25 protein-coding genes are annotated in these 26558 nt (G+C 66.9%); 2 read left to right on the forward strand and 23 right to left on the reverse strand.

The window, feature by feature from the left end:
- Nucleotides 1–26 precede the first annotated feature (26 nt).
- The 8 genes from kdsA to CP958_RS12780 all read right to left on the reverse strand — a co-directional run bounded on the left by kdsA (nt 27) and on the right by CP958_RS12780 (nt 6461).
- On the reverse strand, nt 27–878 hold the full coding sequence (gene kdsA, locus CP958_RS12745) for a 3-deoxy-8-phosphooctulonate synthase (RefSeq protein ID WP_096702319.1): 852 nt from the start codon (nt 876–878) through the stop codon (nt 27–29).
- An 11-nt stretch (nt 879–889) separates the two neighbouring features.
- Nucleotides 890–2515, reverse strand: a complete 1626-nt coding sequence (locus tag CP958_RS12750; protein WP_096702320.1) for a CTP synthase — start codon at nt 2513–2515, stop codon at nt 890–892.
- Between the two features lie 94 nt (nt 2516–2609).
- Nucleotides 2610–2948 (reverse strand): preprotein translocase subunit SecG, encoded by a 339-nt coding sequence (gene secG, locus CP958_RS12755; protein WP_096702321.1) that lies wholly within the window; start codon nt 2946–2948, stop codon nt 2610–2612.
- A gap of 152 nt (nt 2949–3100) precedes the next feature.
- Nucleotides 3101–3856 carry a triose-phosphate isomerase gene (gene tpiA / locus CP958_RS12760; RefSeq protein WP_096702383.1) on the reverse strand — a complete coding sequence of 252 codons (756 nt, stop codon included), beginning with the start codon at nt 3854–3856 and terminating at the stop codon, nt 3101–3103.
- Nucleotides 3857–3987: 131 nt separating this feature from the next.
- The gene (locus CP958_RS12765; protein ID WP_096702322.1) at nt 3988–4533 is read right to left on the reverse strand and encodes a hypothetical protein; all 546 of its coding nucleotides are present in this window, start codon (nt 4531–4533) and stop codon (nt 3988–3990) included.
- A gap of 10 nt (nt 4534–4543) precedes the next feature.
- Nucleotides 4544–5683, reverse strand: coding sequence for an FAD/NAD(P)-binding oxidoreductase (locus CP958_RS12770; RefSeq protein WP_096702323.1), 1140 nt, complete (start codon nt 5681–5683; stop codon nt 4544–4546).
- 104 nt (nt 5684–5787) lie between these two features.
- Nucleotides 5788–6018 (reverse strand): sulfurtransferase TusA family protein, encoded by a 231-nt coding sequence (locus CP958_RS12775; RefSeq protein WP_011384221.1) that lies wholly within the window; start codon nt 6016–6018, stop codon nt 5788–5790.
- Between the two features lie 41 nt (nt 6019–6059).
- Entirely contained in the window at nt 6060–6461 is a 402-nt protein-coding gene (locus CP958_RS12780; RefSeq protein ID WP_096702324.1) for a hypothetical protein, read from the reverse strand.
- 276 nt (nt 6462–6737) lie between these two features.
- On the opposite strand from CP958_RS12780, the gene CP958_RS12785 reads away from it, so the two are divergent.
- Together CP958_RS12785 and trpE are read left to right on the forward strand one after the other, a co-directional pair.
- Entirely contained in the window at nt 6738–8609 is a 1872-nt protein-coding gene (locus CP958_RS12785; protein ID WP_096702325.1) for a peptidyl-prolyl cis-trans isomerase, read from the forward strand.
- A 10-nt stretch (nt 8610–8619) separates the two neighbouring features.
- The gene (gene trpE / locus CP958_RS12790; protein ID WP_096702326.1) at nt 8620–10140 is read left to right on the forward strand and encodes an anthranilate synthase component I; all 1521 of its coding nucleotides are present in this window, start codon (nt 8620–8622) and stop codon (nt 10138–10140) included.
- A 54-nt stretch (nt 10141–10194) separates the two neighbouring features.
- On the opposite strand, the gene CP958_RS12795 is transcribed toward trpE, so the two are convergent.
- The 15 genes from CP958_RS12795 to CP958_RS12865 all read right to left on the reverse strand — a co-directional run bounded on the left by CP958_RS12795 (nt 10195) and on the right by CP958_RS12865 (nt 26550).
- Nucleotides 10195–11235: an XdhC/CoxI family protein gene (locus tag CP958_RS12795; protein ID WP_096702327.1), complete on the reverse strand. Its 1041-nt coding sequence runs from the start codon at nt 11233–11235 to the stop codon at nt 10195–10197.
- An 11-nt stretch (nt 11236–11246) separates the two neighbouring features.
- Nucleotides 11247–12218 carry a 4-hydroxybenzoyl-CoA reductase subunit beta gene (gene hcrB / locus CP958_RS12800; RefSeq protein ID WP_096702328.1) on the reverse strand — a complete coding sequence of 324 codons (972 nt, stop codon included), beginning with the start codon at nt 12216–12218 and terminating at the stop codon, nt 11247–11249.
- Nucleotides 12215–14524 carry a 4-hydroxybenzoyl-CoA reductase subunit alpha gene (gene hcrA / locus CP958_RS12805; RefSeq protein ID WP_096702329.1) on the reverse strand — a complete coding sequence of 770 codons (2310 nt, stop codon included), beginning with the start codon at nt 14522–14524 and terminating at the stop codon, nt 12215–12217. Before hcrA ends, hcrB begins: the two co-directional genes overlap by 4 nt.
- Nucleotides 14521–15009 carry a 4-hydroxybenzoyl-CoA reductase subunit gamma gene (gene hcrC, locus CP958_RS12810; protein WP_096702330.1) on the reverse strand — a complete coding sequence of 163 codons (489 nt, stop codon included), beginning with the start codon at nt 15007–15009 and terminating at the stop codon, nt 14521–14523. The genes hcrA and hcrC overlap by 4 nt, the downstream gene beginning before the upstream one ends.
- Nucleotides 15010–15043: 34 nt before the next feature.
- Nucleotides 15044–15511, reverse strand: a complete 468-nt coding sequence (locus tag CP958_RS12815; RefSeq protein WP_096702331.1) for a MarR family transcriptional regulator — start codon at nt 15509–15511, stop codon at nt 15044–15046.
- A gap of 142 nt (nt 15512–15653) precedes the next feature.
- A complete protein-coding gene (gene fdhD, locus CP958_RS12820; protein WP_096702332.1) occupies nt 15654–16538 on the reverse strand; it encodes a formate dehydrogenase accessory sulfurtransferase FdhD in 885 nt (294 codons plus the stop codon).
- Nucleotides 16535–17380 (reverse strand): dimethyl sulfoxide reductase anchor subunit, encoded by an 846-nt coding sequence (locus tag CP958_RS12825; RefSeq protein WP_096702333.1) that lies wholly within the window; start codon nt 17378–17380, stop codon nt 16535–16537. The genes fdhD and CP958_RS12825 overlap by 4 nt, the downstream gene beginning before the upstream one ends.
- Complete coding sequence (locus CP958_RS12830; protein WP_096702334.1) at nt 17377–18030, reverse strand: 4Fe-4S dicluster domain-containing protein; 654 nt, start codon at nt 18028–18030, stop codon at nt 17377–17379. Before CP958_RS12830 ends, CP958_RS12825 begins: the two co-directional genes overlap by 4 nt.
- Nucleotides 18027–20771 (reverse strand): molybdopterin-dependent oxidoreductase, encoded by a 2745-nt coding sequence (locus tag CP958_RS12835; protein WP_096702335.1) that lies wholly within the window; start codon nt 20769–20771, stop codon nt 18027–18029. The genes CP958_RS12830 and CP958_RS12835 overlap by 4 nt, the downstream gene beginning before the upstream one ends.
- Nucleotides 20772–21024: 253 nt before the next feature.
- Nucleotides 21025–21957 (reverse strand): phenylacetic acid degradation operon negative regulatory protein PaaX, encoded by a 933-nt coding sequence (gene paaX / locus CP958_RS12840; protein ID WP_096702336.1) that lies wholly within the window; start codon nt 21955–21957, stop codon nt 21025–21027.
- A gap of 128 nt (nt 21958–22085) precedes the next feature.
- Nucleotides 22086–23129, reverse strand: a complete 1044-nt coding sequence (locus CP958_RS12845; RefSeq protein WP_096702337.1) for a sulfate/molybdate ABC transporter ATP-binding protein — start codon at nt 23127–23129, stop codon at nt 22086–22088.
- A gap of 25 nt (nt 23130–23154) precedes the next feature.
- Nucleotides 23155–23994 (reverse strand): sulfate ABC transporter permease subunit CysW, encoded by an 840-nt coding sequence (gene cysW, locus CP958_RS12850; RefSeq protein ID WP_096702338.1) that lies wholly within the window; start codon nt 23992–23994, stop codon nt 23155–23157.
- 127 nt (nt 23995–24121) lie between these two features.
- Complete coding sequence (cysT, locus tag CP958_RS12855) at nt 24122–24991, reverse strand: sulfate ABC transporter permease subunit CysT (RefSeq protein WP_096702339.1); 870 nt, start codon at nt 24989–24991, stop codon at nt 24122–24124.
- Nucleotides 24992–25001: 10 nt separating this feature from the next.
- Nucleotides 25002–26045: a sulfate ABC transporter substrate-binding protein gene (locus CP958_RS12860; protein WP_096702340.1), complete on the reverse strand. Its 1044-nt coding sequence runs from the start codon at nt 26043–26045 to the stop codon at nt 25002–25004.
- A 163-nt stretch (nt 26046–26208) separates the two neighbouring features.
- The gene (locus CP958_RS12865) at nt 26209–26550 is read right to left on the reverse strand and encodes an ATPase inhibitor subunit zeta (RefSeq protein WP_096702341.1); all 342 of its coding nucleotides are present in this window, start codon (nt 26548–26550) and stop codon (nt 26209–26211) included.
- Between the last annotated feature and the right edge of the window lie 8 nt (nt 26551–26558).

Genomic DNA, 26558 nt, shown 5'->3' on the forward strand with positions numbered 1-26558 from the left:
GGTACTCTCCCCTGGAACGACTGGGATCAGTCAATGGAAACGGGATGGCACTTGGCGGTGGCGTCGAGCTTCATCAACACCTCGATCAGCGCCGGCATATCCTTCATGGCGATCATGTTGGGGCCGTCGGACGGCGCATGATCGGGATCGGGATGGCATTCCACGAACACGCCGGCAACGCCGATGGCGACGGCGGCCCGCGCCAGGACGGGGGCGAAGCGGCGGTCGCCGCCCGACGAATTGCCCTGTCCGCCCGGCGCCTGCACGGCGTGGGTGGCGTCCATGATCACCGGCCAGCCGGTCCGCGCCATGATGGGCAGGCCGCGCATGTCGGTGACCAGGGTGTTGTAGCCGAAACTGGCGCCGCGCTCGGTCAGCAGGATGCGCGAGTTGCCGGTGCTTTCGATCTTGGCGGCCACGTTGGCCATGTCCCAGGGCGCCAGGAACTGGCCCTTCTTGACGTTGATGACCGCCCCCGAGCGTCCGGCGGCGACCAGCAGGTCGGTCTGGCGGCAGAGGAAGGCGGGAATCTGCAGCACGTCGGCCACCTTGGCGGCGATGGTGCACTGTTCCTCGGTATGGACGTCGGTCAGCACCGGCAGGCCCAGCTTGGCCTTGATCTCGGCGAAGATGGGAATGGCCTTGTCCAGCCCGACGCCTCGCTGGCCGGCCAGCGAGGTACGGTTGGCCTTGTCGAACGACGATTTGTAGATCAGCGAGACGCCCGCCTCGGCGGCGATGATCTTCAGCGCCTCGGCGCATTCCAGGGCATGCTCCCGGCTCTCCATCTGGCAAGGCCCGGCGATCAACACCAAAGGCAGGTCGTTGCCGAGAATGACATCGTCATTGACGGCAACGTGATGGAGCGCATTGGTCATGGCTGCAGCCTTTATACCAGGCGAGATTGGCGAACCGCCGCCGCGATAAAGCTGGTGAACAGCGGATGCGGATCGAAGGGCTTGGACTTCAGCTCGGGATGGAACTGGACGCCGACGAACCAGGGATGGTCGGGAATCTCGACGATCTCGGGCAGGACGCCGTCGGGCGACAGGCCGGAGAACGACAGGCCGGTCTTCTCCAGCGCGTCCTTGTAGTCCAGATTGACCTCGTAGCGATGGCGATGACGCTCGCTGATGCGCTCGGCGCCATAGATCTCGCGCACGCGCGATTCCGCCTTCAGGTGGCATTCATAGGCGCCGAGCCGCATGGAGCCGCCCAGGTCGCCGCCCACCTCACGCTTCTCGGTGGAGTTGCCGCGCACCCATTCGGTCATCAGGCCGACCACCGGGGCCTCGCACGGACCGAATTCGGTGGAGCTGGCCTGGGAGATGCCGGCCAGATTGCGGGCCGCCTCGATCACCGCCATCTGCATGCCGAAGCAGATGCCGAAATAGGGAACCTTGCGCTCGCGGGCGAAGCGCACCGCCTCGACCTTGCCGAAGGCGCCGCGCTCGCCGAAGCCGCCGGGCACCAGGATGCCGTCGCAGGGCTCCAGATGCTGGACCACGTCGCCCTGCTCGAAGATCTGGCTGTCGATCCAGTTGAGGTTGACCTTGACGTTGTTGGCGATGCCGCCGTGATGCAGCGCCTCGGCCAGGGACTTGTAGCTGTCCAGCAGGCTGATGTACTTGCCGACGATGGCGATGGTGACCTCGCCCTCGGGCTGGCGGATGCGATCGACGATGGTCGACCAGCGCTTGAGGTCCGGCATCGGCGCGTTCAGGCCGAAATGGCGGCAGACCACGGCGTCCATGCCCTGCTCGTGGTAGGAAATGGGCACCTGATAGATGGTGTCCACGTCCAGCGCCGGAATGACCGCATCGGGCGCCACGTTGCAGAACAGCGCGATCTTGCGGCGGTCGCCTTCGGGGATTTCGCGGTCGCAGCGGCACATCAGCATATCGGGCTGGATGCCCACCGACAGCAGTTCCTTGACCGAGTGCTGGGTCGGCTTGGTCTTCAGTTCGCCGGCCGACGGAATGTACGGCACCAGGGTCAGGTGCACGAACATGGTGCGCTCGCGCCCCAGCTCGTTGCCCAGCTGGCGGATGGCCTCCAGGAACGGCAGGCTTTCGATGTCGCCCACCGTGCCGCCGATCTCGCACAGACAGAAATCCTCGTCCGTCAGATCGCTTTTGACGAATTCCTTGATGGCGTCGGTGACGTGGGGAATCACCTGGACGGTGGCGCCCAGATAGTCGCCGCGCCGTTCCTTGGCGATCACGTTGGAATAGATGCGCCCGGTGGTGATGTTGTCGCTCTTGCGCGACGGCACGCCGGTGAAGCGCTCGTAATGCCCCAGGTCCAGGTCGGTCTCGGCACCGTCGTCGGTGACATAGACCTCGCCGTGCTGGTACGGGCTCATGGTGCCCGGGTCCACGTTCAGGTACGGGTCCAGCTTGCGCAGGCGGACCTTGAATCCGCGCGCCTGGAGCAGCGCCCCCAGCGCCGCCGAGGCCAGGCCCTTGCCAAGCGAGGAAACCACACCGCCGGTGATGAAGATGAAACGGGTCATCGGACTTTCGCCCTCGCTTTTCGTTTCCCCAAACGCCGTCCCCGCCCCTTGGCCGGGCGGCAACGCCCCCTTCAAATTTCGGTCTGCAGCGACCCTAGCGCGACAACGGCGCGCTAGGAGCGGCAGGCTCGGCCGGTACCGCCGGAGCGGCGGGAACGGCCGTGGTATTGTTCAGCTTGTCGAACGGTGAGCCGCCGCCGGTGCGCGAATTGGCCAGCAAGGCCAGCGCCAGGCTGGTCACGAAGAACGAGGTCGCCAGAATGGCGGTGGTCCGCGTCAGCAGATTGCCGGCCGCCCGGCCGGTCATCAGCCCGCCACCACCGCCGCCCCCGATACCAAGGGCCCCGCCCTCGCTCCGCTGCAGCAGGATGGCTCCCACCAGCGCCACGGCGAGGATCAGGTGAATAACGAGGATGATCGGAAAGACGTCCATGGAAGACCCACCGGAAAATTGGCCGCCCGCGACCGGGTCCCATACGGAACCGGCCTCGGGCGCGAAGGATTTGTTGCAGGCGTTTTTAGCCCCGGCGGCGGCGGAAGGCTAGTGCAAAGTTCCTAATGCCGCCGGTTATCCCCAGGCTGTTGTCAGCAGCTCTCGGCGATGGCCCAGAAATCCGCGACCTTGAGGGCCGCGCCGCCGATCAGGCCGCCGTCCACATCGGGCAGGGCCAGCAATTCCCTGGCGTTGTCAGGCTTCATGGAGCCGCCGTAGAGGATGCGCATCTTGCCGGCCTGCTCCGACCCGACCAGCTTGACCAGCTCGGCGCGGATGGCGGCATGCACTTCCTGCGCCTGGGCGGGAGTGGCGACGCGGCCGGTGCCGATGGCCCACACCGGCTCGTAGGCGATGACGGTGTTGGCGGCATTGGCGCCTTCGGGCAGCGAACCGTTCAACTGCGAGCGGTTGACCTCGATGGTCTGGCCGGCATCGCGCTGGGCCAGGGTCTCGCCGATACAGACGATGGCCACCAGCCCGGCGGCCTGGGCGGCGACCGCCTTGGCCTTGACCACCGCGTCGGTCTCGGCGTGGTCGGTGCGGCGCTCGGAATGGCCGACGATGGCGTACTTGCAGCCCAGATCGGCCAGCATGGCCGGCGAAGTGTCGCCGGTATGGGCGCCCGAGGTCTTGGCATGGCAATCCTGGCCGCCCACCGCCAGCTTGGAGCCGGCCAGCGCATCGGCGACGGGAGCGATCAGGGTGAAGGGCGGACAGACCAGCATGTCGCAATCGGGCGAGGCGGAAGCCAGCTTGTCGGCGAGCCCCTTGGCCAGGGCCAGACCGTCGGCCTTGAGGCCGTTCATCTTCCAGTTACCGGCGATCAGCTTGCGTCGAGTGGTCATGGCGGCGTCTCCCCTTGCCTGACGGAAATTGCTGCGGGCCATATACCACCAGAAAGGCTAGGGCTACAGGCCAAAAAACAGGGCGGAGCCGTTTCCGGCCCCGCCCCATGAATGTCGCCTCGGCCGCAGGCTCAGACCTGCGGGCTTTTGGCCAGATAGACGGCGCGTTTCTTGAGCGAGCACGAGAAGGACAGCATGAAGCGCAGCGCCTCCTGTGTTTCCCTCTGGGACAGCATGCGCATGGTGCCGAGCAGGCCGCCGCCGCCGCCGGGAATATTGCAGGAATCGATGGCGTCCTCCATGGCGCCCTTGGCCTCGTGGGCCAGGGTGGCGAGGTCCTCGGTTCCCAGATTGTTGGCCATGTGCTCGATGAAGGAGAAGGCGCGGTCCACCATGGAATCGGTGGCCGCCGAGCGCATGGCGTGCAGCATGAACAAAGCGTCGATCACCGTCTGCAGCGCGCCGGTGCGCTGCAGGGTGCCGACGGCGTCGAGCAGGCTGAGCAGGCCGTCCTTGACGTCGGGCTCGTTGAGCTTGTCCACCACCTCCAGCGCGTTGCCGGCCGTGCCGGTCAGGCGCTCGACCATGGAATCGGACAGGGCGTCGCGCACGCCTTGGACCAGACGGGCCATTTCGTTGGTGGAGGCGTCGACCTCGATCTTCGGGATCTCGTTCATGGCGCCCCTCCTAGAGCAGGCCGCGGGCCGACAGCCAGTACAGCCGGTTATAGGCCAGCTTGAACCAGTGGATCATCTGCGACGGCGGCCCGGGATTGGGCGGCGTGGTGTAGTTGAACCACACATAGGTGCCGCTGCCCAGTCCGGTCTCGACGAAGCAGAACACCTTGCCGTCGTATTCGCGGGCGAAGGTATTCTCCTGGCACAGCGACACCAGGTTGTCGATGGTGACGTCGGCCTCGAAATGGGCGGTGGACCCGGCCTTGGAGATCGGAATGTTGGTGGTGTCGCCGACCACGAAGACGTTGGCCGAGCCCTCGCGGTGCAGGGTCTTGGTGTTGGTCGGCACCCAGCCGCCCTTGCCCAGACCGGAATCGTCGATCACCTGGGCGCCCTGGTGGGGCGGTATGGTGATCAGCAGGTCGTAGGGAAGCTCGGAGCCTTCCATGGAGGTGATGGTCTTCTTCCCCGGATCGACGCTCTCGGTGTTGAAGAAGGTCTCGTACTTGATGCCCAGCTTCTCGAATTCCGGCTTGGCCCAATGGGCGACGGGCTCGAGGGCGTGCAGGCGGCCGATGGGATAGGTGTAGGTCAGCTCGGTCTTGTCCCACAGGCCCTTGGCCTTGAGGTAGTCATGCAGCATGAACGCCACCTCCAGCGGTGCCACCGGGCACTTGTGGGGAGCGTTGACGTTGATGACGATCTTGCCGCCCTTGAACTCGCTCAGCGCGGTGCGCAGCTTGCGGGCGCCGTCCAGGTCGTAGAACCAGTGGCCGCCCTCCTGCATGCCGGGGATGGTCTGCGGCATGATGCGCGAGCCGGTGGCCAGCACCAGATAGTCGTACTTGAAGGTGCGGCCGGCCTCGGTGGTGACCTGGTTCTTCTCGACGTCGATATTCTTGGCCGGATCGACGAAGAAGTTGACGCGCTTGTCCAGCACCTTGCGCTGGTCGCGGAACAGCTCGGCCTCGCGCATGCGGCCGAAGGGGATATACAGCAGACCCGGCTGGTACATATGGGTCTCGCTGGTGCCCAGCATGGTGATGTTGAGCGCGCCGGAACGCAGCTCGGTCCCCATCTGGCGACAGATACCATTGGCGACGATGGTGCCCGCAAGCCCCCCGCCGACGATCAGAATCGTCTTCGACATGAACTCCCTCCCTACGAGAGTATTGGTGTATCTATAGTTCACCTATGCCGTCTTTGCGGCACTTATCACGCCATCTTGGCGTTGATTTGGTGGGTAGTGTACGCCTATTTGGCCTTGCGCACCACGACGCTCCAATACCCGTCATGTTCCGAGGTTTCGACCACGGCGTGGCCGACCTTGGCGCACCAGGCGGGGATGTCCGAGGCCGACCCCTTGTCGGACGACCACACATCCACCTCGTCGCCGATGGACGCCAGCTTGAGAGCGGCGATCAGTTCCATCAGCGGACCCGGGCAAAAGGCGCCGCGGGCGTCGATCTTCTGGCGTTCGGCCATGGTGTTCTTCCTTTTTTAAAGATGTCAGCCAAATTGGAGCGCTAAATGGTGATGAGTTCGCCGCCCTCGGCATCGGCCAGGAACTTGGCAAGGCCCATGGGACCGTCGAACAGCCCCTCGGTCAGATGCGTCTCGCACTCCCAGTGCTTGAGATCGAGCACCAGGGAACAGGCCCACATCTTCATCTCGCCCAGCATCTTGCCCTGCTCGAACAACTCGATGGCGTCGGGGACCTTCTGGGTCATGAACATCTCATGGAAGTGGCCGCCGTGATAGCGTTCGGCCGGGCTCTTGCCCCGCTCGAAAGCCAGGACGGCGTTCATGGTGACGAACACCTCGACCGGCCGGTCGGAGACGGCGGCCACCGAGGCCACCATGGCGGCCAGCTGAATTTTCTCGTGCTCCCCAGAGCACAGCATCACGTAGAGCGGCTTGGACGACATGGGCTCCCCTGCGTTCTTATGGTTGGTGCCGGCTTATAAGAACCAGCTTACCTTCGATTTTTATTATATACACAGATTCCAGGGTTTTTCCGCAACAACATTTCGCCCCATTTACGGTCGATATGCCTTTCGGCGACGGCTGCCGAGAGGGGAAAAGCGGCAACCGGGGGGCCACTTCCATGTTGCGGCCCCCCGGCCCCCTCCTTATTATGCGCCCTGCCCAGGACGGCCGGTATCCGGCGCGTCCCAACATCTTTTTCGGACTCAGGCGCCTCCATGCTCGACGTATTCCGTACTGCTTCGAAGACCTGGGTCGTCAGGTTGCTGTTCGCCTTGCTGGCTCTGAGCTTCGTGGCCTGGGGCGCCGGCGACGTGGTGCGCGGCGGCGTGGGCCGCAGTCCGGCCATCGAGATCGGCCGCACCTCCATATCGGCCGCCGAGGTCATGGCCGAGTTCAAGCGCGAGGTCGAGCGCCTGCAGCCGCTGTTCGGCGGCAAGCTGACCGCCGAGGACGCCCGCAAGATGGGCATGCTCGACCGCACCATCGATTCGCTGATCGCCCGGACCCTGATCGACGAGGCGGCGCGCTCCCTGGGGCTGGCCGCCACCGACGAGACCATCCTGCGCCGCGTGGCCTCCAACCCGGCCTTCAAGGGACCGACCGGGCAGTTCGACCGCGACCTGTTCCGCTCGCGTCTCGCCCGGCTGGGTTATACCGAGGACAGCTTCATGAAGACCGAGCGCACCAACATGGTGCGCAACCAGATGGTGGAGACCGTCGCCGCCGGCATCGGCGCGCCCCAGGCGCTGACCGATCCGCTGCTGGCCTGGCGCGAGGAGCGCCGGGTGGCCGAGACCTTCGTGATCAAGGACGATTCCACCCCGCTGCCGCCCGCCCCCGAGGCGGCCCAGCTCGAGACCTATTACAAGGACAATGTCAGCCGCTTCATGGCGCCGGAATTCCGGGCGCTGACCGTGCTGCTGCTGCGTCCCTCCGACGTGACGGGCGGCGCCGACATCGACGAGGCCATGGTGCGCGAGGCCTATCAGCAGCGCATCGAGGAATTCTCCACGCCCGAGCGCCGCACCGTGTCGCAGATCGTCTTCGACGAACAGTCGTCGGCGGCCAAGGCCACCGACATGGTGACCGAGGGCAAGGATCTGGCGGCCGTCGCCAAGGCGCTCGGCGCCGAGATCATCGAGCTGGGCACCGTCGAAAAGGGTGACCTGCCCGAGGGGCTGGCCGAGGCGGTGTTCAAGCTGTCGGCCGGCGCCACCGGCCAGCCGGTCAAGACCGCGCTGGGCTGGCATGTGGTCAAGGTGACCCAGATTCAGGCCGGCCGCGTCCGACCCTTCGCCGAGGCCAAGGCTCAGCTGGAGCAGGACCTGCGCAAGGAAAAGGCCCTGGACGGCCTGTCCGAACTGGCCAACAAGGTGGAAGACGCCCTGGGGGGCGGCGCCTCCCTGGAAGAGGCGGCCAAGCGCCATAACCTCAAGACCGTGAAGATCGCGGCGGTGGATGCCCAGGGACGCGGCGCCAACGGCAAGCCGGTGGCCGACCTGCCCAAATCGGATCAGTTCCTCGACGTGGCCTTCCACACCGACCAGAACACCGAAAGCCCGCTGACCGAGGTGCCCAACAACGGCTACTTCCTGCTGCGCGTCGACGGTGTCACCCCGCCGGCCCCCAAGCCGCTGGCCGACATCAAGGCCGAAGTGGTCGCCACCTGGCAGGCCGAACGCCGCCAGGAACAGGCCCGCGACAAGGCCCAGAAGCTGGCCGAGCGCATCACGGCCGGTGAAAGCGCCGCCCAGGTGGCCCAGGCGGCCGGCGCCAAGCTGGAAACCGCCAAGCCCTTCACCCGCGAGCCGGCCGAGGGCTCTCCCCTGCCCGCCACCATCGTCGCCGAACTGTTCAAGGCGCAGCCGGGCGGCGTCGCCATCGCTCCGGTCCAGGGCGGCACCCTGGTGGCCCGCCTGACCAGCGTGGTGGCCTTCGACCTCGCCGCCAACCCGGCCGTGACCCAGGCGGCCCGCCAGCGCGTGTCGCAGGCCGTCGCCACCGACATCGCCGACCAGTACATCGCCGCCCTCAACGCCTCCATCGGCGTCAAGGTCGACCGTCCCCAGCTGACCCGCGAAGAGTAACAGCCTCATCATGACTCACCAGCCCGACTTCTCCGCCTTTGCCGAAGCTTACGACAGCGGCAAGCCCCAGGTGGTCTGGCGGGTTTTGGTGGCCGATCTGGAGACACCGGTCTCCGCCTTCCTGAAGCTGGCCAACGGCCAGCCCAACGCCTTCCTGCTGGAATCGGTGGAAGGCGGCGCGGTGCGCGGCCGCTACTCCATCCTGGGGATGAAGCCCGATCTCTTGTGGAAGTGCGTCGGCAACGAGGCATGGATCAACCGCAACGCCCGGTCCAAGACCGGCTCGTTCCAGCCCTGTCCGGTAGCGGCCGAATCGGGGGCCCTGGACAGCCTGCGCGCCCTGGTGGCGGAAAGCCGTATCGAGACGCCCGCCCACCTGCCCCCCATGTCGGCCGGCCTGATCGGCTATATGAGCTACGACATGGTGCGGCTGGCGGAAAAGCTGCCCGACGACAATCCCGATCCCATCAAGGTGCCGGACGGCATCTTCATGCGCCCGACCATCATGGCGGTGTTCGACAACGTCAATGGCACCCTGACCGCCGTGGCGCCGGTCTGGCCGCGGGCCGGCATGGATGCCCAGGCCGCCTGGGATTTGGCCTGGGAGCGCCTGGAACACATCGTGGAATCCCTGGAAAGCCCCCTGCCCCACACCTATGTGGGCTTTCCCCGCGACGAGCATCAGCCCATCCCGGTGCCCAGCGTCTCGCCCGAGCATTACTGCCGCATGGTGGAAAAGGCGCAGGAATACATCGCCGCCGGCGACATCTTCCAGGTGGTGCTGTCCCAGCGCCTGGCGGTGCCGTTCCGGCTGCCGCCCTTCTCGCTGTACCGCTCGCTGCGCCGGCTGAACCCCAGCCCGTTCCTGTTCTTCCTCGACCTGGGCGAGTTCCAGCTGGTGGGCTCCAGCCCGGAAATCCTGGTGCGCCTGCGTGACGACAAGGTCACCATCCGCCCCATCGCCGGCACGCGCCGCCGGGGCAAGACCGCCCTCGAGGACGAGGAGCTGGCCGCCGACCTGCTGGCCGATCCCAAGGAACTGGCCGAGCACCTGATGCTGCTGGATCTGGGCCGCAACGACGTGGGCCGGGTGGCCTCCATCGGCTCGGTCGAGGTCACCAAGAAGATGGCGGTGGAGTACTATTCCCACGTCATGCACATCGTCTCCAACGTCGAGGGCCGCATCCGCGAGGGCTGCGACGCCATGGACGCCCTGATGGCCGGTTTCCCGGCGGGCACCACCTCGGGCGCTCCCAAGATCAGGGCCATGGAGATCATCGACGAGCTGGAGACCGAGCGGCGCTCGTTCTATGCCGGCGCCATCGGCTATTTCGACGGCAACGGCAACATGGACACCTGCATCGCGCTTCGGACCACCCTGGTCAAGGACGGCACCATGTACGTCCAGGCCGGCGCCGGCATCGTCGCCGATTCGGTGCCGCTGTCCGAGCACGAGGAGTGCATGAACAAGGCCCGCGCCCTGGTCCGCGCCGCCGAGGACGCCATCGACTACACCTTGGTCAAGCAATAGAAAAGGCCGGGGCATTTACCCCGGCCCTTCTTTCGGCTTTTAAAGCCGGGTGCTTCAGCGCGCCCGCATGGGTTTGCCGCGCCGGGCCGCGATGAGTTCGGCCAGGACCGAGACGGCGATCTCGGCCGGGGTACGGGCACCGATATCGAAGCCCACCGGAGCGGCCATGCGCGAAAGCGCCGGCCCCAGGTCTTCCAGGCGCTGGCAGCGCTTGGCATGGGTCCGGGTGCTGCCCAGGGCGCCGATATAGAAAGCCTCCGAGCCCAGCGCCGCCCTCAGCGCCGCATCGTCGAGGCGCGGCACGTGGGTCAGGCTGACCACGGCGGTGCGGCGGTCCATGGTGATGCCGGCCAGCACCTCGTCGGGCTCGCCGCAGATCAGGGTGATGCCGGGAAAGCGCGCCTCGTCGGCGAAGGCCCGGCGGGGATCGACCACGGTGACGGCGAAACCCGCCTGCCGCGCCATGCCGGCCAGCACCTGGCTGATATGGACCGCCCCACCGATGATCAGGGTCCACGGCGCCTCGTGGGTCCGCACGAAAACGTCGTCCGCCACCACGCCGCAGGTTCCCTGCCGCAGATGGATCTGGGCGGCCACCAGCCGTGTCTCGTCCAGGGCGAGTGAACCGTCCACCCTCTCTTCGCCGAGCAGCGCCTGGGCGCCGGTGGCGAGGTCGAGGACCAGGGCGGTCGGCTGGCGCGAGGCCTGTTGCTTGACCGCCTCCTCCAGCAGATCGCGTTCGGGATTGAACACCGCCACCCGGATGTTGCCGCCGCAGGGCAGGCCCACCTGCCACGCCGTCTCGTCCTCGACACCGAAGGCCAGTTGCCGGGGCGCCTCGCCCGGTTCCAGCTCGCGGGCCTCGGAGATGACGGCGGATTCGACGCAGCCGCCCGACACCGAACCGGCGAAGGTACCGTCCGCGTCCACCGCCATGTAGGAGCCGATGGAGCGCGGCGCCGAGCCCCAGGTGGCCATGACCACGGCCATGACCACCCGGCGGCCTTCGTCCATCCATTTGAGCGCGGTGGCCAGCACCTCGCAATCATCGGCGGCCATGTCGGCGGGGTCGCACTTGATGGCGTCGAGGCACATGGCGTTTCTCCCTACTTGCCGCCCCAGAGGTCGTCCATCTGCTTGCGGGCGACCGCCAGCAGGACACGACGGCGGTATTTGACGCCCGCCACCGTGGTCTTCAGGACATTGGAGACCTTGCGCACCGCCTGGGTCAGGGCCTCGGCGGTCTCGTCGTTCCACGGGCGGCCCCACAGGGCGTCGGTGGGAACCATCAGCGGCGCCGAATTGGTGCCGGTGATGGCGACGCGCAGGCCGGCGATGGCGTTGCCGTCACGCTTGCACGCCACCGCCACTCCGGCCAGGGGGAAGTCGATGGCGTCGCGCACGCGGACCTTGGAATAGGCCGCCACCCAACCGGTGGCGGGCGGCACCACCACGGCGGCCAGGACCTCGCCCTGCTCCAGGGTCAGGTGCTCGGCCCCGCTCTCGCGGAACAGGTCGGCGATGGCGATCTGGCGCACGCCCTTGGCCCCGGCGATCTCGACCGAAGCGTTCAGCACCATCAGGGCCGGAGCCACGTCGCCGTGATAAGTGGCGTAGCAGCGGTCGGACTTGACCACCACGTGGCACTTGTCGCCCTCGTATTTGAGGCAGAAGCCGTTGCCGGACCGCCACCACTCGGACTGGTTATAGAATACGCAGCGCGTGTCCTGGCACAGATTGCCGCCCAGTGTCGCGGCGGCGCGGTGGCTGGGCCCCGCCACCAGGGAGGCGGCATGAGCCACCGCCGGCCAGGAGGCAAGGATGCGGGCATCCTCGGCAATGGCCTCGAGGGTGGCACCGGCGCCGATGCGCAACGTGCCGTCGGTTCCCACCGAGATGGCGGCAAAGCCGTTGATGCCGGTGAGATCCACCAGGGTCTCGGGCTTGCCCAGGCCACGGCGCAGGTTGGGCAGCAGGTCGGTACCGCCGGCCAGGGGCTCGCCCCCGGTGGCCAGGGCGGCCACCGCATCGTTCAGGGACGCGGGGCGAAGGGTGCGGAAATCGGGAAGGATGTTCATTCTGCGGCTTCCTTCGCGTCAAGCAGTTCGGTGATGGTCTCTGGGCTCAAGGGGAATTTGGTGGCGCGCACGCCCACCGCCTCGTAGACCGCCTCGTGCACCGCCGGCAGGAAGCCGGCCAGCATGCCCTCGGAGGCCTCCTTGGCGCCGAACGGCCCGTTGGGATCGATGCTTTCGACGATCATCACCTCGATATCCGGGCTCTCCGCCATGGTCGGCACCCGATAGTCCAGGATGTTGCCGTGCATCATCTTGCCGTCGTCCCAGCGGGTTTCCTCGGACAGGGCCTGGCCCATGCCCATCCACACGCCGCCCTGGGTCTGTCCTTCGACGGCCAGCGGGTTGAGCGCCTTGCCCACGTCCACGGCCACCCACACCTTGTGGGCGGTGACGCGGCCGGTAATCTCGTCGACGCTGGCCTCGACCACCTGGGCGGCATAGCAAAAGCCCATGGTGGCGCCGATGGCGCTGCCGCGGATCTTCTTGTCGCCCTGGAACTCGGTCGGGCAGGTATAGGTGCCCTTGACCGTGATGGTGCCGGTGTCGATCAGGGCGGCCTTGACCACGTCCTGGAAGGTCAGGCCGGGGTCCTGGCTGCCGGCCACCATGAACACCTCGTCGATGACCTCGATGTCCTCCTCGCGGGCGTCCAGCTTCTTGGCCGCCGCCTTGACCAGGACGGCCTTCAACTCCTCGGCCGCCGAGATGGAGGCGTTGCCCACCATGAAGGTGACGCGCGACGAGTAAGAGCCGTTGTCCTTGGGCGTCAGCGCGCTGTCGGCCGAGATCACCCGGATACGGTTTAATCGCACGCCCAGAACCTCGGCCGCCACCTGGGAGGCCATGGTGTTGGAGCCCTGGCCGATATCGGCGGCGCCGGTCAGCAGGGTGATGCCGCCGTCGAAGTCGAGCTTCAGGTTGACGGTGGCATGGGGCTCGCCGGTCCAGTGCTTGGGCGTCGAGGTGCCCGACACGAAGTGCGACAGCGCGATGCCCAGGCCGCGGCCCTTGGGCATCTTGCCCTTGCGCTCGGCCCAGCCGGAGGCGGCCTTGACCTTCTCCAGGCATTCCGGGACGCCGTAGCTCATGACCTTCTGGGCATAAAGCGTGGTGTAGGGAATCTTCTCGATCATATTGATCTGGCGAATCTTGAGCGAATCGATGCCCAGTTCCTCGGCCATCTCGGTCAACAGCGCCTCGAAGGCGGCGCGGGTATCGACCGTGCCGTGGCCGCGCATGGCGCCGCAGGGCGGCGTGTTGGTGTAGACGCGCCAGGCGTCGTGCTTGATGGCCGGGATGTGATACATGCCGTGCATCAGCGCGCCGGTATAAAGGATGGTGATGATGCCGTAGCCGGCATAGGCACCACCCGCCTGGGTGGCTTCCAGGGCCAGGGCGGCGATCTTGCCGTCCTTCTTCAGGCCAATCTTCATCTTCACTTCCGTCCACGGACGGCCGCGATGGGCGATGAAGGTCTCCTCGCGGGTCTGGATCAGGCGAACCGTGCCCTTGGACTTGCGGGCCAGCAGGCCGGCGATGATCTCGAAGTGCAGGGCCTCGGTGCGCGCCCCGAACCCGCCGCCCAGGAAGGGCTTGATCACCCGGATGCGGGCCGAGTCCATCTGCAGGCAGGCCGCCACCTTCAGATGCACGTAGTACGGCACCTGGGTGGTGGTGTTGAGCGTCAGCATGTCGCGGACCGGATCGTATTCGGCCAGCGTCGCGTTCAGCTCCATGTGGACGTGGTTGACCTCGGCGAAGGTGTAGACCTTCTCGCGGATCAGGTCGGCCTCGGCAAAGGCGGCCTCCACGTCGCCGAACTCGGCATGGACCTCGCGCAGGATGTTGTTGGGCTTGTCGTCGTGGAGCGCGACGGCGCCTTCCTTCATGGCCGCCTTGGGCGTCATGTAGGCGGGCAGCACCTCGTACTCGACCTTGATCAGGCCCAGCGCCTTTTCCGCGGTCAGTTCATCGACGGCCGCGACGGCGGCCACAGGATCGCCGCGATAGCGGACCTTGTCGCGGGCCAGCGGGTATTCGTTTTCGGCGATGGGGAGCACGCCGTAGGGGACCGGAGTTTCGGCCCCCGTGCAGACAGCGAACACGCCGTCCAGCGCCTCGGCCGCCGAGGTGTCGATGGAGACGATGCGCGCATGGGCCACGGGGCTCCTCAAGATGCGCCCCACCAGGGCGCCGGGGGCGGCGATGTCGGCGGTGTACTTGGCCTTGCCGGTCACCTTCTCGACGCCGTCGATCAGGGGGGTACGGGCGCCGACCGTGCCGTTCTTCGGGAATTTCGGGCTCATTCCGCCGCCTCCTGACAGGCGCAGCGCGCCTTGGCGGCCACTTCCACCGATTCGATGATCTTCACATAGCCGGTGCAGCGGCACAGATTGCCGGCCAGGGCGTCCTTGATCTGATCGCGGCTCGGATCGGGATTCTTGCGCAGCAGCGCCTCGGACGCCATCAGCATGCCCGGCGTACAGAAGCCGCACTGGGTGCCCAGCTTCTCGTGGAAGGCGGCCTGCAGCTTGGAGATGGTGCCCTGGGTCGCCAGGCTTTCCACCGTCTCCACCTTCTTGCCGGCCACCTGATGGGCCAGCGTCGAACAGGCAAGGCGCGGCCGGTCGTCCACCAGAACGGTACAGGCACCGCACTCGCCGCCGTCGCAGCCCTGCTTGGTGCCGGTGAGATTGCTCACCTCGCGCAGGTAGTCGAGCAGCAGCATGTTTTCGGGTACCAGATCCTCGCGGGCACGGCCGTTAAGGGTCAATCGCAGGATGCTTTTCAAGGTCTTCCTCCCTCGGAAGCTTTGGGTCTTGTTGTTAGTACAGACGCTTGAGCAGGCTGATCAGAAGGCGCCGGGCGTCCTCGGACAACCCGGCGGAAAAGTCGCGGTCCTGGCGGGCCACCGCCTCCTCGATGCGGTGGAGCGCCAGCTTGCCCTCGGCGGTCATGCGCAGATGGTAGGAGCGGCGGTCGTTGGGGGCGGCGTCGCGGCGGATCAGCCCCTTGTCCTCCAGGGCGTTGACCACCTTGACGATGGACGAGCGGTCCACCTCCATCACCTCGGCCAGGGCGCTCTGGGTCAGGCCGGAATTGTTGGCGATCACCTGCAGCATGCCGTAAAGGCCGGGCGTGATGCCCTCGGTGGCGGTGACGGTATGGGCGAAATGCTTGAAGGCCGCCACCTGGGCGCGGCGCAGGTGGAAACCCAGCTCGTCGGTCATGGGACCGAACGAGGTTCCCGTTCCCTCTTCCGTCTCGGCGATGTCGACCTGGCTGCCCGGCATGGCGATACCCTCATTCCATTTCCGGGCATTGTTGACCAGGTCAACGACTTTGGCAACAAGATTGTTTACCTAGCAAACAATCTTGTTGCCAAAGGCCGGCAGGCTCAAGGCACATGCCCGAGGACCGAGGGGCTTGGAAAAATCAGTTCACCCAGCCGCGCAGTTCCCCGATGCGCCGGCGGTGAGCATAGACGGTGCAGCGGTCGCCGCGCAGGAAGCCGCACAGCGTGATGCCCCGGCGCTCGGCCACCTCGACGGCCAGGGAGGTGGGGGCCGACACCGCCGCCACCAGTTGGAAGCGGGCCCGCGCCGCCTTGGTCACCATCTCCAGGCTGAGACGCGACGACAGCAGCACGCCGCAGGCCGAGGTATCGATGCCGTCCAGCAGGCAGCGGCCGATGACCTTGTCCAGGGCGTTGTGACGTCCCAGATCCTCGGCGCTGGCGACGATACGGCCCGCCCCGTCGAACACCGCCGCCGCATGGGCGCCGCCGGTGGCGGCGAACACCGTCTGGCGCCGGCCCATCTCGGCCATCAGGCGATGCAGGGTGGCGGTATCGACCACCATGCCCTCGCCCGCCTGCGGCAGGCCGGCGATCAGGTCCTCGATCCGCCCGCCCTCGCCGCACACTCCGCACGAGCTGTTCATGATCACGTCGCGGCGGCGGGTGCGCGGGCTGGCGGTTTCGGCCAGATAGGCGGTCACCACCTTGGCGTCGTCGGGGCAGAAGGCCACGGCGCGCAGGTCCGCCACCGTCTCGATGATGCCCTCGGTGAACAGGAAGCCCACCGCCATGGCCAGGGGCTCGGCGACGCCGGCCTCGCCCAGGATGCCGTCGGCCGGGGTATAGGCCATGGCCCGGGCGCCGCCGCCGGTGGGGGTCCACATCAGGGTATAGGTGCCCACCCCCTCGACGTTGATGGTCAGGGTGTCCTCGGTGATCACCGAGCACATTTCCTCGTCCACCACCGAACGGTCCAGGCGCACCGCCGCCACATGCGAGGTACCGTCGATGTGCTTGCTCATGACCGCCCTCCCAACGCCATGGGCAGACCGCGTCCGCGCACCGGGGCATGGGGGACCGAGGCCCCCCGGGTAAAAGCCGCGCGGGTGATCAGCAGCGCCTTGATCGCCCAGCCCGATACCGCCGCCAGCAGGCCGGCCAGCGGAGCGACCGGCAGACCGGCCAGGGCCGCGACCCACAGGGCCAGGGCCAGCCACTGCGCCCACCGCGCCGCCTGGGCCGGGGGCGAGGCGAAGATACCGAGCGCCCCCGAGGCGGCACCCGAGGCCACGAGGCCGCGCCGGTACAGCACCCAGGCCGCTTCCCGCGCCAGCCCGGCCGCCAGGGCCCAGGCCAGGACCACCGGAGTGGGCTCGGCGAGCAGGGCCAGCAGCCCCGCCCCCTCGGCCAGCCCGGTGGCGATGATCAGCGGGACGATCTCCGCCTGCTTCCAGGCGGGAATGCCGCGCGAGGCCTTGAGGATGCGCGACTGGCAGTACAGGAACCCGGCGGCCAGCCCCGCCGCCGGCAGCAGCAGGAGCGGATGGCCGAACAGCCAGTAGGCTCCGCCGGCCGCCATCAGCGGTCCGGCGACGATACCCTCGCGGGTCATCCACGAGGTCTGGGGGTGGAAGAACACGTTGAGCGCCCGCCAGGGCTTGCCGATCTCCAGCCACACCATGGCGAGGCCCAGCCCGATCAGGACCAGCCCGGCCAGTAGGATGAGGCGCAGATCGGCCCCGGTGGAAAGCGTCGCCACGGTGGCGGCCAGCACCAGACCGGTGCCGGCGCCGCCGCCGATGAAGTTGCCGGCGGCGCGCAGGTCCCAGCTCCGCTGCAGCCGGGCGGTGATCATCTGCCTCATGGCCGTCCTCCGTCCCACAGGTAATAGAATCCCGGTCCCGTGCCCTCGTCCTCGTGCTGGCGGAACCATTTGTTTTCGGCGATCAGCCGCGACACCGCGCTGTCCGGATCATCCTTGTCGCCGAAGCGCAGCGCCCCCGACAGGCAGGAATTGACGCAGGCCGGGGTGGCCTCGGGGTGAACGCCCGGCACCTTGCCCGCCGCGACCCCCGCGTCGATACGGTCGACGCAGAAAGTACATTTGGTAACGACGCCGATCTTCTGCTGGGCCAGACGGGCCTTTTCCTGGGAGATAGGGCCATCGCCATAGACGTATTCGGCGGAATCCACCTTGTAGCGGGCCTCGTAGGGGCACGAGACGGCGCAGTAGGAACAGCCGATGCAGATGTCGTAATCGATGGTGACGATGCCGTCGGCCCGCTTCTTGGTCGCGGTCGAGGGGCAGACCTCCATGCAGGGCGGCTCGTCGCAATGCTGGCAGCCGGTGGGCAGGAAGATGCGCCGCACGTCGGGATATTGCCCGGCCTCGATGTCGAGAACCTTGCGCCACTGCACGCCGGGCGGCGTGCCGTTGGTTTCCTTGCAGGCCGCCGTACAGGTCTGGCAGCCGACGCAGCGCCGAAGGTCGGCGACCATGACGTAGCGGGTCATGCCGCCTCTCCTTCCGACAGAGGACCGTCGACACGGCGCAGCGCCACCCGCACCACGTCGGCGCCCGAGCCGGTGGCGTCGGTCAGTTCCAGCGACATCTGGGTGATGGTGTTGAGCGACGGGAAGTTGAGGTCCTTGGCATAGGGCGTCTTCCAGTGCTGGAACTGGCCGGGAATGACCACCGTGTCGGGGCGGCAGCCCTGGACCAGGGCGGCGCGGCCGCGCGTATGGCCCACCACCGAGCTGACCTCCACCCAATCGCCGTGCTTGATGTCCAGCTTGGCCGCCGAGGTGGCATTGATGATCACCGAGCCGTGGCCGCGCAGATTGCCCGCCACCTCGTTCATCAGCGGGATGCCGGCGTTGTTGCCGGTGGTATAGGGCATGGTCTTGGTGGTGATGCCCCAGAACGGGAAGTCCTCGGCCGTGGCCCCCGCCCTCTCCACCGCCTTGACCCAGCGGCCGGGCACGTCGTGCCAGTGGGGGATTCCTTGGTATTCCTCCAACTGCTCGTCCCACCATTGGATTCCGGCCTCGTGCAGGCGGCGGCGCAGTTCCTCGCCCACCCGCATCAGGCGCTCCTGATAGGGCAACTCGTAGCGCAGGCCCTTTTCCACCATGGTGGCGTGCAGATACCAGTCCTCGCGGGCGAAGGGCTGCATGAAGAAGCCGTTCTCCTTCATCCAGTCCAGGCCATGCACCTCGGCTCCGCCGGTGGCGCCGGCGGTGGCCGCCTTGCACACCGCGTCCCAGATGGTGTCCACGTCGTGGACCTGATCCTCGGCCAGGGTGAAGTCGTAGTTCTCGCCCTTCAGCGGCACCAGGGCGAAGCCCTTGTTGAGGCCCCGGTTGTAGCTTTCCAGCAAGCCGACACGGCGCGACAGTTCGGTGGTGATCCAGGTGAAGTCACGGGATTCGCCGCGCGGCGCCACCGCCGGCTGGCGCAGGACGAAGCCCTGGTGCTCCCAGTGCTGTTCCACGAACTTGGAGCCGCCCGCCCGGATCAGCTGGGTGCTTTCCAGGTCGGTGGCCTCGGGCAGCAGAACGTCGGCCATGTGGTTGGTTTCGTCCATGGTGTAGGCGAAGCACACCACGAACGGCATCTTGGCCATGTTGCCGCTCAGTTGGACCGTGTCCCAGAACGACACGGCCGGATTGGTGCGATAGGCGATCCACACGTCGGGCGGCTCGGGCGGCTCCCAGCCCTCGGGGGCCTCCTTCAGGAACATCCAGGCCAGATGGGTCGGCCCCAGCGCCTGGGCCCAGCTGGAATCGCCGACGATGGGAATCAGGGTGGTGTGGGCGTTGCGGCCCTTGGGCTTCTCGGCCCAGCCGCCCTTCCTGGTCGAGTTCATCTGGGCGTTCATGAAGCCGTCCTCGCCGGGCTTCACGCTCTTCAGCCGGTTCTCGTAGGGGCGGTTGAGGCGCACCGTGGTGCCCAGCGTGCCGCCCGGCACCTCCAGCGCGCCCACCAGGGTGGCCAGCACGGTACGCGCCCAGCAGCACTCATAGGCGCCCCAGCCGTTGTTGACCGTCTTGCCCAGCGTCACCGCCACCGGGCGATAGGGCAGAACCTTGCCGTCCACCTCGGTGGTCTGGCCGACGCAGGCGTTGTCCAGGTATTCCAGCGCCACCTTGCGCACCACCCGGGCGGGGACGTCGCAAATGGTCTCGGCCCATTCCGGGGTATAGCCGCGCATGCCCTCGACCAGCATGGTGAAGGCCGGCCGGGCGGCAGCGTTCTCGCGCCGCGCCATCTCGCCGTCGGGCAGCTTGGCCACCGCGACGGGAACGGTGAAGGTCCCCTCCAGGGCGGGAACCGCGCCGGGATGGTCGTGGGGCACCGGTCCACCGGTCACGGTGTCCCACATCAGCGGCTCGCCCGTCGCCTCGTCGCGCAGGTACCAGCCCTCGTCATCCACCAGATAGGGAGACGCGGTGCGGTCGCGCAGGAAAGGCAGGTCCAGGGCGGTCCTCGGCGCCTCGTGCAGCATGACGTGCAGCATGGCGAACATGAAGGCCGGGTCGGTCTTGGGGCGGATGGGCACCCATTCGGCCGAACAGGCGCCGGTGGGCGACAGATGGGGTTCGACCTGCACCCGCTTGATGCCCCGGATGCGGGCATCAGCGTGGCGGCGCACGCCGCAGGGGCCGCCCGACACTTCCACGTTGGTGCCGAACGACACGATGAAATTGGCGTTGGGCGTGTCGGCCGCCACCGTGAAGGCGCGGTGCCAGTACTCGCCGTACAGGTGCTCGGAGTGGACGCATTTGACGCCCTGGCCCGAGCCGAAGCTGAAATCGATGGGTCCCCAGGCGGCCAGGAAGGCCGGGAAGGTTCCCATGTAATTGGCCGGCGTGCCGCCATGACCGAAGGTGGCGGCCAGACGCGGCATGCCCTGCTCGTTGAGCAACCCCTTCTCGCGCACGCCCCGCAGCTTCTCGGCCACGATGTCCAGGGCCTCGTTCCAGGTGACGGGGACGAAGCCCGGGTCCTCGTCGCGGCCCTTCTTGGGATTGGTCCGCTTCATGGGGGTGAGCACCCGGTGGGGATTGTAGGTCTTCTGCACCAGGCCGTAGGCCTTGACGCAGGGACGCCCGTCGGCGGGGTGGATGCCCTTGCCGGCGTGGTTGGGCTCCACCGCCACGGCGACGCCATCCTCAACCGTGACACACATCAGGTCGGGACCGGCGACGCAGTTGTAGCAGTAAGTCGGGACAGATTTGGTCTCGACGGACATGACGTTTCTCCTGATCCGACGCCGCAATCGCGGCGATGCTCCCCGGTCGCGCCCCCTCGACCTCCACGGCCGGCGAACTGCGTTTTTTAACGTCGTAATGCATTTTTTGACAGAAAGTCAAATTTTTTGCGTAACTTTGCACATCTAGACATAGGCGCCCTATGCCATCCGGATCGGCGATCAGGCGCAAAAACGCCATACGCACCGGCATGGCGGCCGGTGCGTATGGCGGTCAATCAGGACGGAAAAGAGGTCAGTCGGCCGATTGCAGCCCGCCGAAGCGGGTGTAATAGGCGGGATGGGCCTCGGGCACCGGGCCCTCGGCGGTTTCCAGCATGCCCATGACATGGGTCTCGGCCGCCGACTGGACCAGACGGTAGAGGTTGCGGCACAGCACCCGGGCCGAGGTTCCCGGCCAGTGGGCGGGCAGCAACTCGTCGGGCAGCATGGGGTCGCGCAGCAGGGCGCGGCGATAGCCGTGCATCAGCAGGGTGCGGACCACGAAGCACATCTGGGGGTCCAGTTCACCATTGCCGGACAGCGCCTGCCACAGGGGACGGAAGGTGTCGAGAAACTCGTTGTAGTCGGCGGCGAGGCGGTCCAGGTCCCAGCAGGTATGGATCAAATCGCGCAGCGCCTCGGGGGTCACCCAGTCCTCGGCGGCGGCGGTCATCATCACGGCGCGGTCCTGCACCCCGGCCTCGGCCAGGGCCTGACGGACCGCGCTCCGGTCGGGATCGGGATGGACCAGCACGCCGCTGGCCAACTGGCCGAAACCCAGCCAGCCCAGGTCGCGGCGCAGCGAATCGCGGCGCTCGGCGTCCATGCCGTCGATATTGGTCACCGCCAGGGTCCAGCGTCCGTCCCAGGGCTTGCCGTTGTAATGGTAGATACGGTTGTGGGCGGCCTCGAAGCGGCGGCGGCCCATCTCGGTCAGGCGGTAATAGCTGCGCCGGCCGATCTGCATGGAGGACAGCCACGCCTCCTTGGACAGGCGGAACACCGAGGTGCGCACGATCCGCTCGTTCAGCCCCAGGGGCTCGACCAGATTGATGACGCTGCCCAGCCAGGCGCTGCCGCCATGGTGGGAAATGGCGTCACCATAGACGGTAATGATCAGCGACTTCGCCTTGGGACGAAGACGCGCCAGAACCTGCCCTACGATTTCACCGATCCGTCGGTTCATGCCGCCTGCTTGAATGAAGAATAAGCCGCCCTTCCACGCGGCACATCCTAATGAAGCCGCGTTTTCGGGCAACCACGATTTTTCCGGCTCGGCAGGAAATTTCGGATAAGGACCGTCTTGGCCCGGAATTACATGTTGTCGCCCACGAAGATTCGGGCCTTGCGCAGAAAGACCGACACCTCGAGACCACGCCGCAGACCAAGCTTTTCCTTGGCATCGCGCGACAGTTCCGCCTCGACGGTGATGCCGCCGGCCAGTTCCAGCTCGGCCCGCACCACAGGGCCCAGCACGATCACCTGACTGACCCTGGCCTGGGGAAGATCGGGTGACAGTTCCAGAACCTCGACGTCATGGGGGCGGATGAAGGCGGTCCCAGGGCCGTCGGCCCGGCCCTCGCCGATATGCAGGCCGCCCACCTGGGCCTGACCGCCGGCCACCCGGCACGGCAGGGCGTTGACGTTGCCCAGGAAGCGATAGACGAAGGGCGTGGCCGGGCTGTCGTAGATTTCCGCGGGAGTGCCGATCTGTTCGATGCGGCCCTTGTTCATCACCACCACCTCGTCGGCCACTTCCAGGGCTTCCTCCTGGTCATGGGTGACGAACACGCCGGTCAGCCCCATCTCGTCGTGCAGATGACGCAGCCAGCGGCGCAGATCCTTGCGCACCTGGGCATCGAGGGCGCCGAACGGCTCGTCCAGCAGCAGCAGGCGCGGCTCCACCGCCAAGGCGCGGGCCAGGGCGACGCGCTGGCGCTGGCCGCCCGACAACTGGCTGGGATAACGCCCGGCCAGCCCCTCCAGTTGCACCAGTTCCAGCAGGGTATGGACCTTCTCGTTGATGGCCGCCACCGGGGGGCGGTCGGCGCCCTTCCGGACCTTCAGGCCGAAGGCGATGTTCTCGGCCACCGTCATGTGACGGAACAGGGCGTAATGCTGGAAGACGAAGCCCACCTTGCGGTCCCGCGTCCCCAGCCCGGTGGCATCGACGCCGCCCAGGCGGACACGCCCGTCGTCGGGCTGTTCCAGCCCGGCCAGGATACGCAGCAGCGTGGTCTTGCCCGAGCCCGACGGCCCCAGCAAGGCCACCAGCTTGCCCTGGGCCACCCGGAGCGACACCTGATCCAGCGCCGCGAACGAGCCGAAGCGCTTGGAGATATTCTCGACCTCGATCATGTCCGATCCTTCAATGCCCGCCCCTTCAATGTCCGATCGCGGCAAGTTCGTCGCGATGCCACCATTCGAGCGCCGATTTGACCGCCAAAGTGACAAGGGCCAGAACGGCGAGGAGAGAGGCGACCGCGAAAGCGCCGACGAAATCATATTCATTGTAGAGGATCTCCACATGCAGCGGCATGGTATTGGTGAGGCCCCGGATATGACCCGAAACCACGGAAACGGCGCCGAACTCGCCCATGGCCCGCGCGTTGCACAGCAAGACGCCGTACAGCAGGCCCCAGCGGACATTGGGCAGGGTCACCAGCCAGAAGGCGGCGAAGCCCGAGGCGCCCAGCGTCAGCGCCGCCTCCTCCTCCTCGCGCCCCTGCTCCTCCATCAGCGGAATCAGCTCGCGGGCCACGAAGGGGAAGGTGACGAAGATGGTGGCGAGCACGATGCCCGGCACCGCGAAGATGACCTTGAGATCGTGCTCGAGCAGCCAGGGGCCGAGCAGCCCCTGCAGACCGAACAGCAGCACGTAGACCAGCCCCGAGATCACCGGCGAGACCGAGAACGGCAACTCGATCAGCGAGACCAGCAGGCTCTTGCCGGAAAAGTCGAACTTGGCGATGGCCCAACTGGCCGCCAGGCCGAACACCACGTTGAGCGGCACGGCGATGGCGGCGACGATCAGCGTCAGACGGATGGACGACCAGGTATCGTCCCCCGCCAGGGCGCGGACATAGGCGCCCCAACCCTTGGCGAAGGCCTCGGCCAGCACGGCGACCAGGGGGGCCACCAGGAACAGGGCCAGGAAGGCCAGGGCCGCCAGGGTCAGCCCCCACCGCACCAAAGCCGGTTCACGGATCGCATTGGCGTTCATTGTTTCCGCCCCTCAATCGCCGGGCGCAAGCCTCCGGCCCGCTTGGCTTTCCTCTGCTTTCCCCCTCCGCTCCGCTCCGGGGTCGCTCCGGGCCGCTCAACGCGGCCGCGCTTCGGCTTCGCCTCGCTCATGCTCCCCCCATGCGCGCGCGGCGCCACTTCTGCAACAGATTGACCGCCAGCAGCAGGGAGAAGGAAATCCCCAGCATCACCGTGGCGATGGCGGTAGCGCCCACGTAATCGTACTGCTCCAGCTTGGTGACGATCAGCAGGGGCGCGATCTCGGATACGCCGGGCAGATTGCCGGCGATGAAGATCACCGAGCCATACTCGCCCACCGCTCGGGCCAGGGCCAGGGAAAAGCCGGTCAGCAGCGAGGGCAGGATGGACGGCAGGATCACCCGCAGGAAGGTTTGCACCCGGCCAGCCCCCAGCGAGGCGGCGGCCTCCTCCAGTTCCAGGTCCACGTCGTGCAGCACCGGCTCGACGGTACGCACCACGAAGGGCAGGCCGATGAACACCATGGCCACCACCACGCCCAGCGGCGTGAACGCCACCTTGACGCCGAGCGGCTCCAGCACCCGGCCCAGCCAGCCGTTGGGGGCGTAAAGGGCGGTCAGCGCGATGCCCGCCACGGCGGTGGGCAGGGCGAAGGGCAGATCGATGACCGCATCCACCAGCCGGCGGCCGGGAAAGGGATAACGCACCAAAACCCAGGCCACCAGCAGGCCGAACACCGTGTTGATCAGCGCGGCGGCCAGGGCGCCGCCGAACGACAGGCCGAGCGCCGACAGCACCCGGGAATCGGACAGGATGGCGCCCCACTGGACCCAGGTGGTACCCGCCGCCTTGATCACCAGGGCCGCCAGGGGCAACAGCACGACCAGCGACAGATAGGCCAGGGTGAGGCCCATGGTCGGGCCGAAGCCCGGAATGACGCTGGACACCCGGCACGGCAGGGAAAGTTTGAGGGCAAGAGGGTGAATCGGGACGGCCATTCCCCCGCCCCTACTTCTTCGCGGTGATGCGGTCGAACACGCCGCCGTCCGAGAAATGCTCGGTCTGGGCCTTGGTCCAGCCGCCGAACACGTCGTCGATGGTGAACAGCTTGACCGGGGCGAAAGCGCCGGCGGTCTTCTTCACCACCTCGGGGTCGCGGGGGCGATAGAAGTTGCGGGCAATGATCTCCTGGGCCTCGGGGGTATAGAGGAACTCGAGATAGGCCTGGGCCACGGCGCGGGTGCCGCGCTTGTCCACCACCTTGTCGACCACGGCCACCGGCGGCTCGGCCAGGATGGACAGCGAGGGAGTGACGATCTCGAAGCCCGAGCCGAACTCCTTCAGCGCCAGATGGGCCTCGTTCTCCCAGGCCAGCAGCACATCGCCCAGGCCGCGCTGGGCGAAGGTGACGGTGGAGCCGCGCGCCCCCGAATCCAGCACCGGAACGTTCCTGAACAGCGCCGCGACGAATTCCTGGGCCTTGGCCGCGTCGCCGTTGTTGCGGTCGAGCGCATAGCCCCAGGCGGCCAGATAGTTCCAGCGAGCCCCGCCCGAGGTCTTGGGATTGGGGGTGATCACCGAAACGCCCGGCTTGACCAGATCGCCCCAATCCTTGATCTGCTTGGGGTTGCCCTTCCTAACCAGGAACACGATGGTCGAGGTGTAGGGAGCGGAATTGTAGGACAGGCGCTTTTGCCAGCCGGCATCCAGCAGCTTGGCCTTATCGGCGATGGCGTCGATGTCGTAGGCCAGCGCCAGGGTGACCACGTCGGCTTCCAGGCCGTCGATCACCGAGCGGGCCTGCTTGCCCGAGCCGCCATGGGACTGGTTGATCTTCAGATCCTCGCCGCTTTTGGCCTTCCACTGGCGCACGAAGGTTTCGTTGAGCGCCTGGTACAGCTCGCGGGTCGGGTCATAGGACACGTTGAGCAGGGTCCGGCTCTCGGCCGCCTGAGCCCCCGGCATCAGGGCGGCCAGCCCCAGGGCCAGCATCACCGCGAACAGGGCCGCCAGCAGCAGACGCCGCGCTTCATCCTCATGAAAACCGATCATCGCACCCTCCAGCTCCACACAAAGGCAACGTGCTTCTTCCTTTAGTCCACTAATCTGTAGACTACTGGGATTATGGAGTCAAGCAGCCGAACGGGCGCCGGCGTTTCGATCACCGGGGGGATGCGGTCTTGGGTGCAATATCTGATCGGTGGCGGCCGGGCGGCTAAACCCCGGTATCCGCTCCCAGTTCAAGCAGAGCCTGCTGCTCGAACCGTCGGCAGACATCCTTCAACTCGGCGGAAGAGAGAAAGATGCCGAAGCCCATCAGGTCGTTGCGGATCTTCAGCATCAGGAATCCCTCGGTGGCCGAGGTGGAAACCCTGGCGAAATCGGCGTCGAGCAACAGCCGGAGGTAGTTCTGGCTGTCTTCGTCCGTCAGGTCGCAGGCCCATCCCGCCAGCAGGCGATTACGACGCGCCCTGATCCAGAACGCGGCCTCGTCCCGGTTCCGGTAGGCCGCCTGACTGGTCAGCCCCTTGGCGTAAAAGGTATCGAGAATTGCCACGTCGCCCC

The sequence above is a fragment of the Magnetospirillum sp. 15-1 genome, assembly GCF_900184795.1.
Taxonomy (GTDB): Bacteria; Pseudomonadota; Alphaproteobacteria; order Rhodospirillales; family Magnetospirillaceae; genus Phaeospirillum.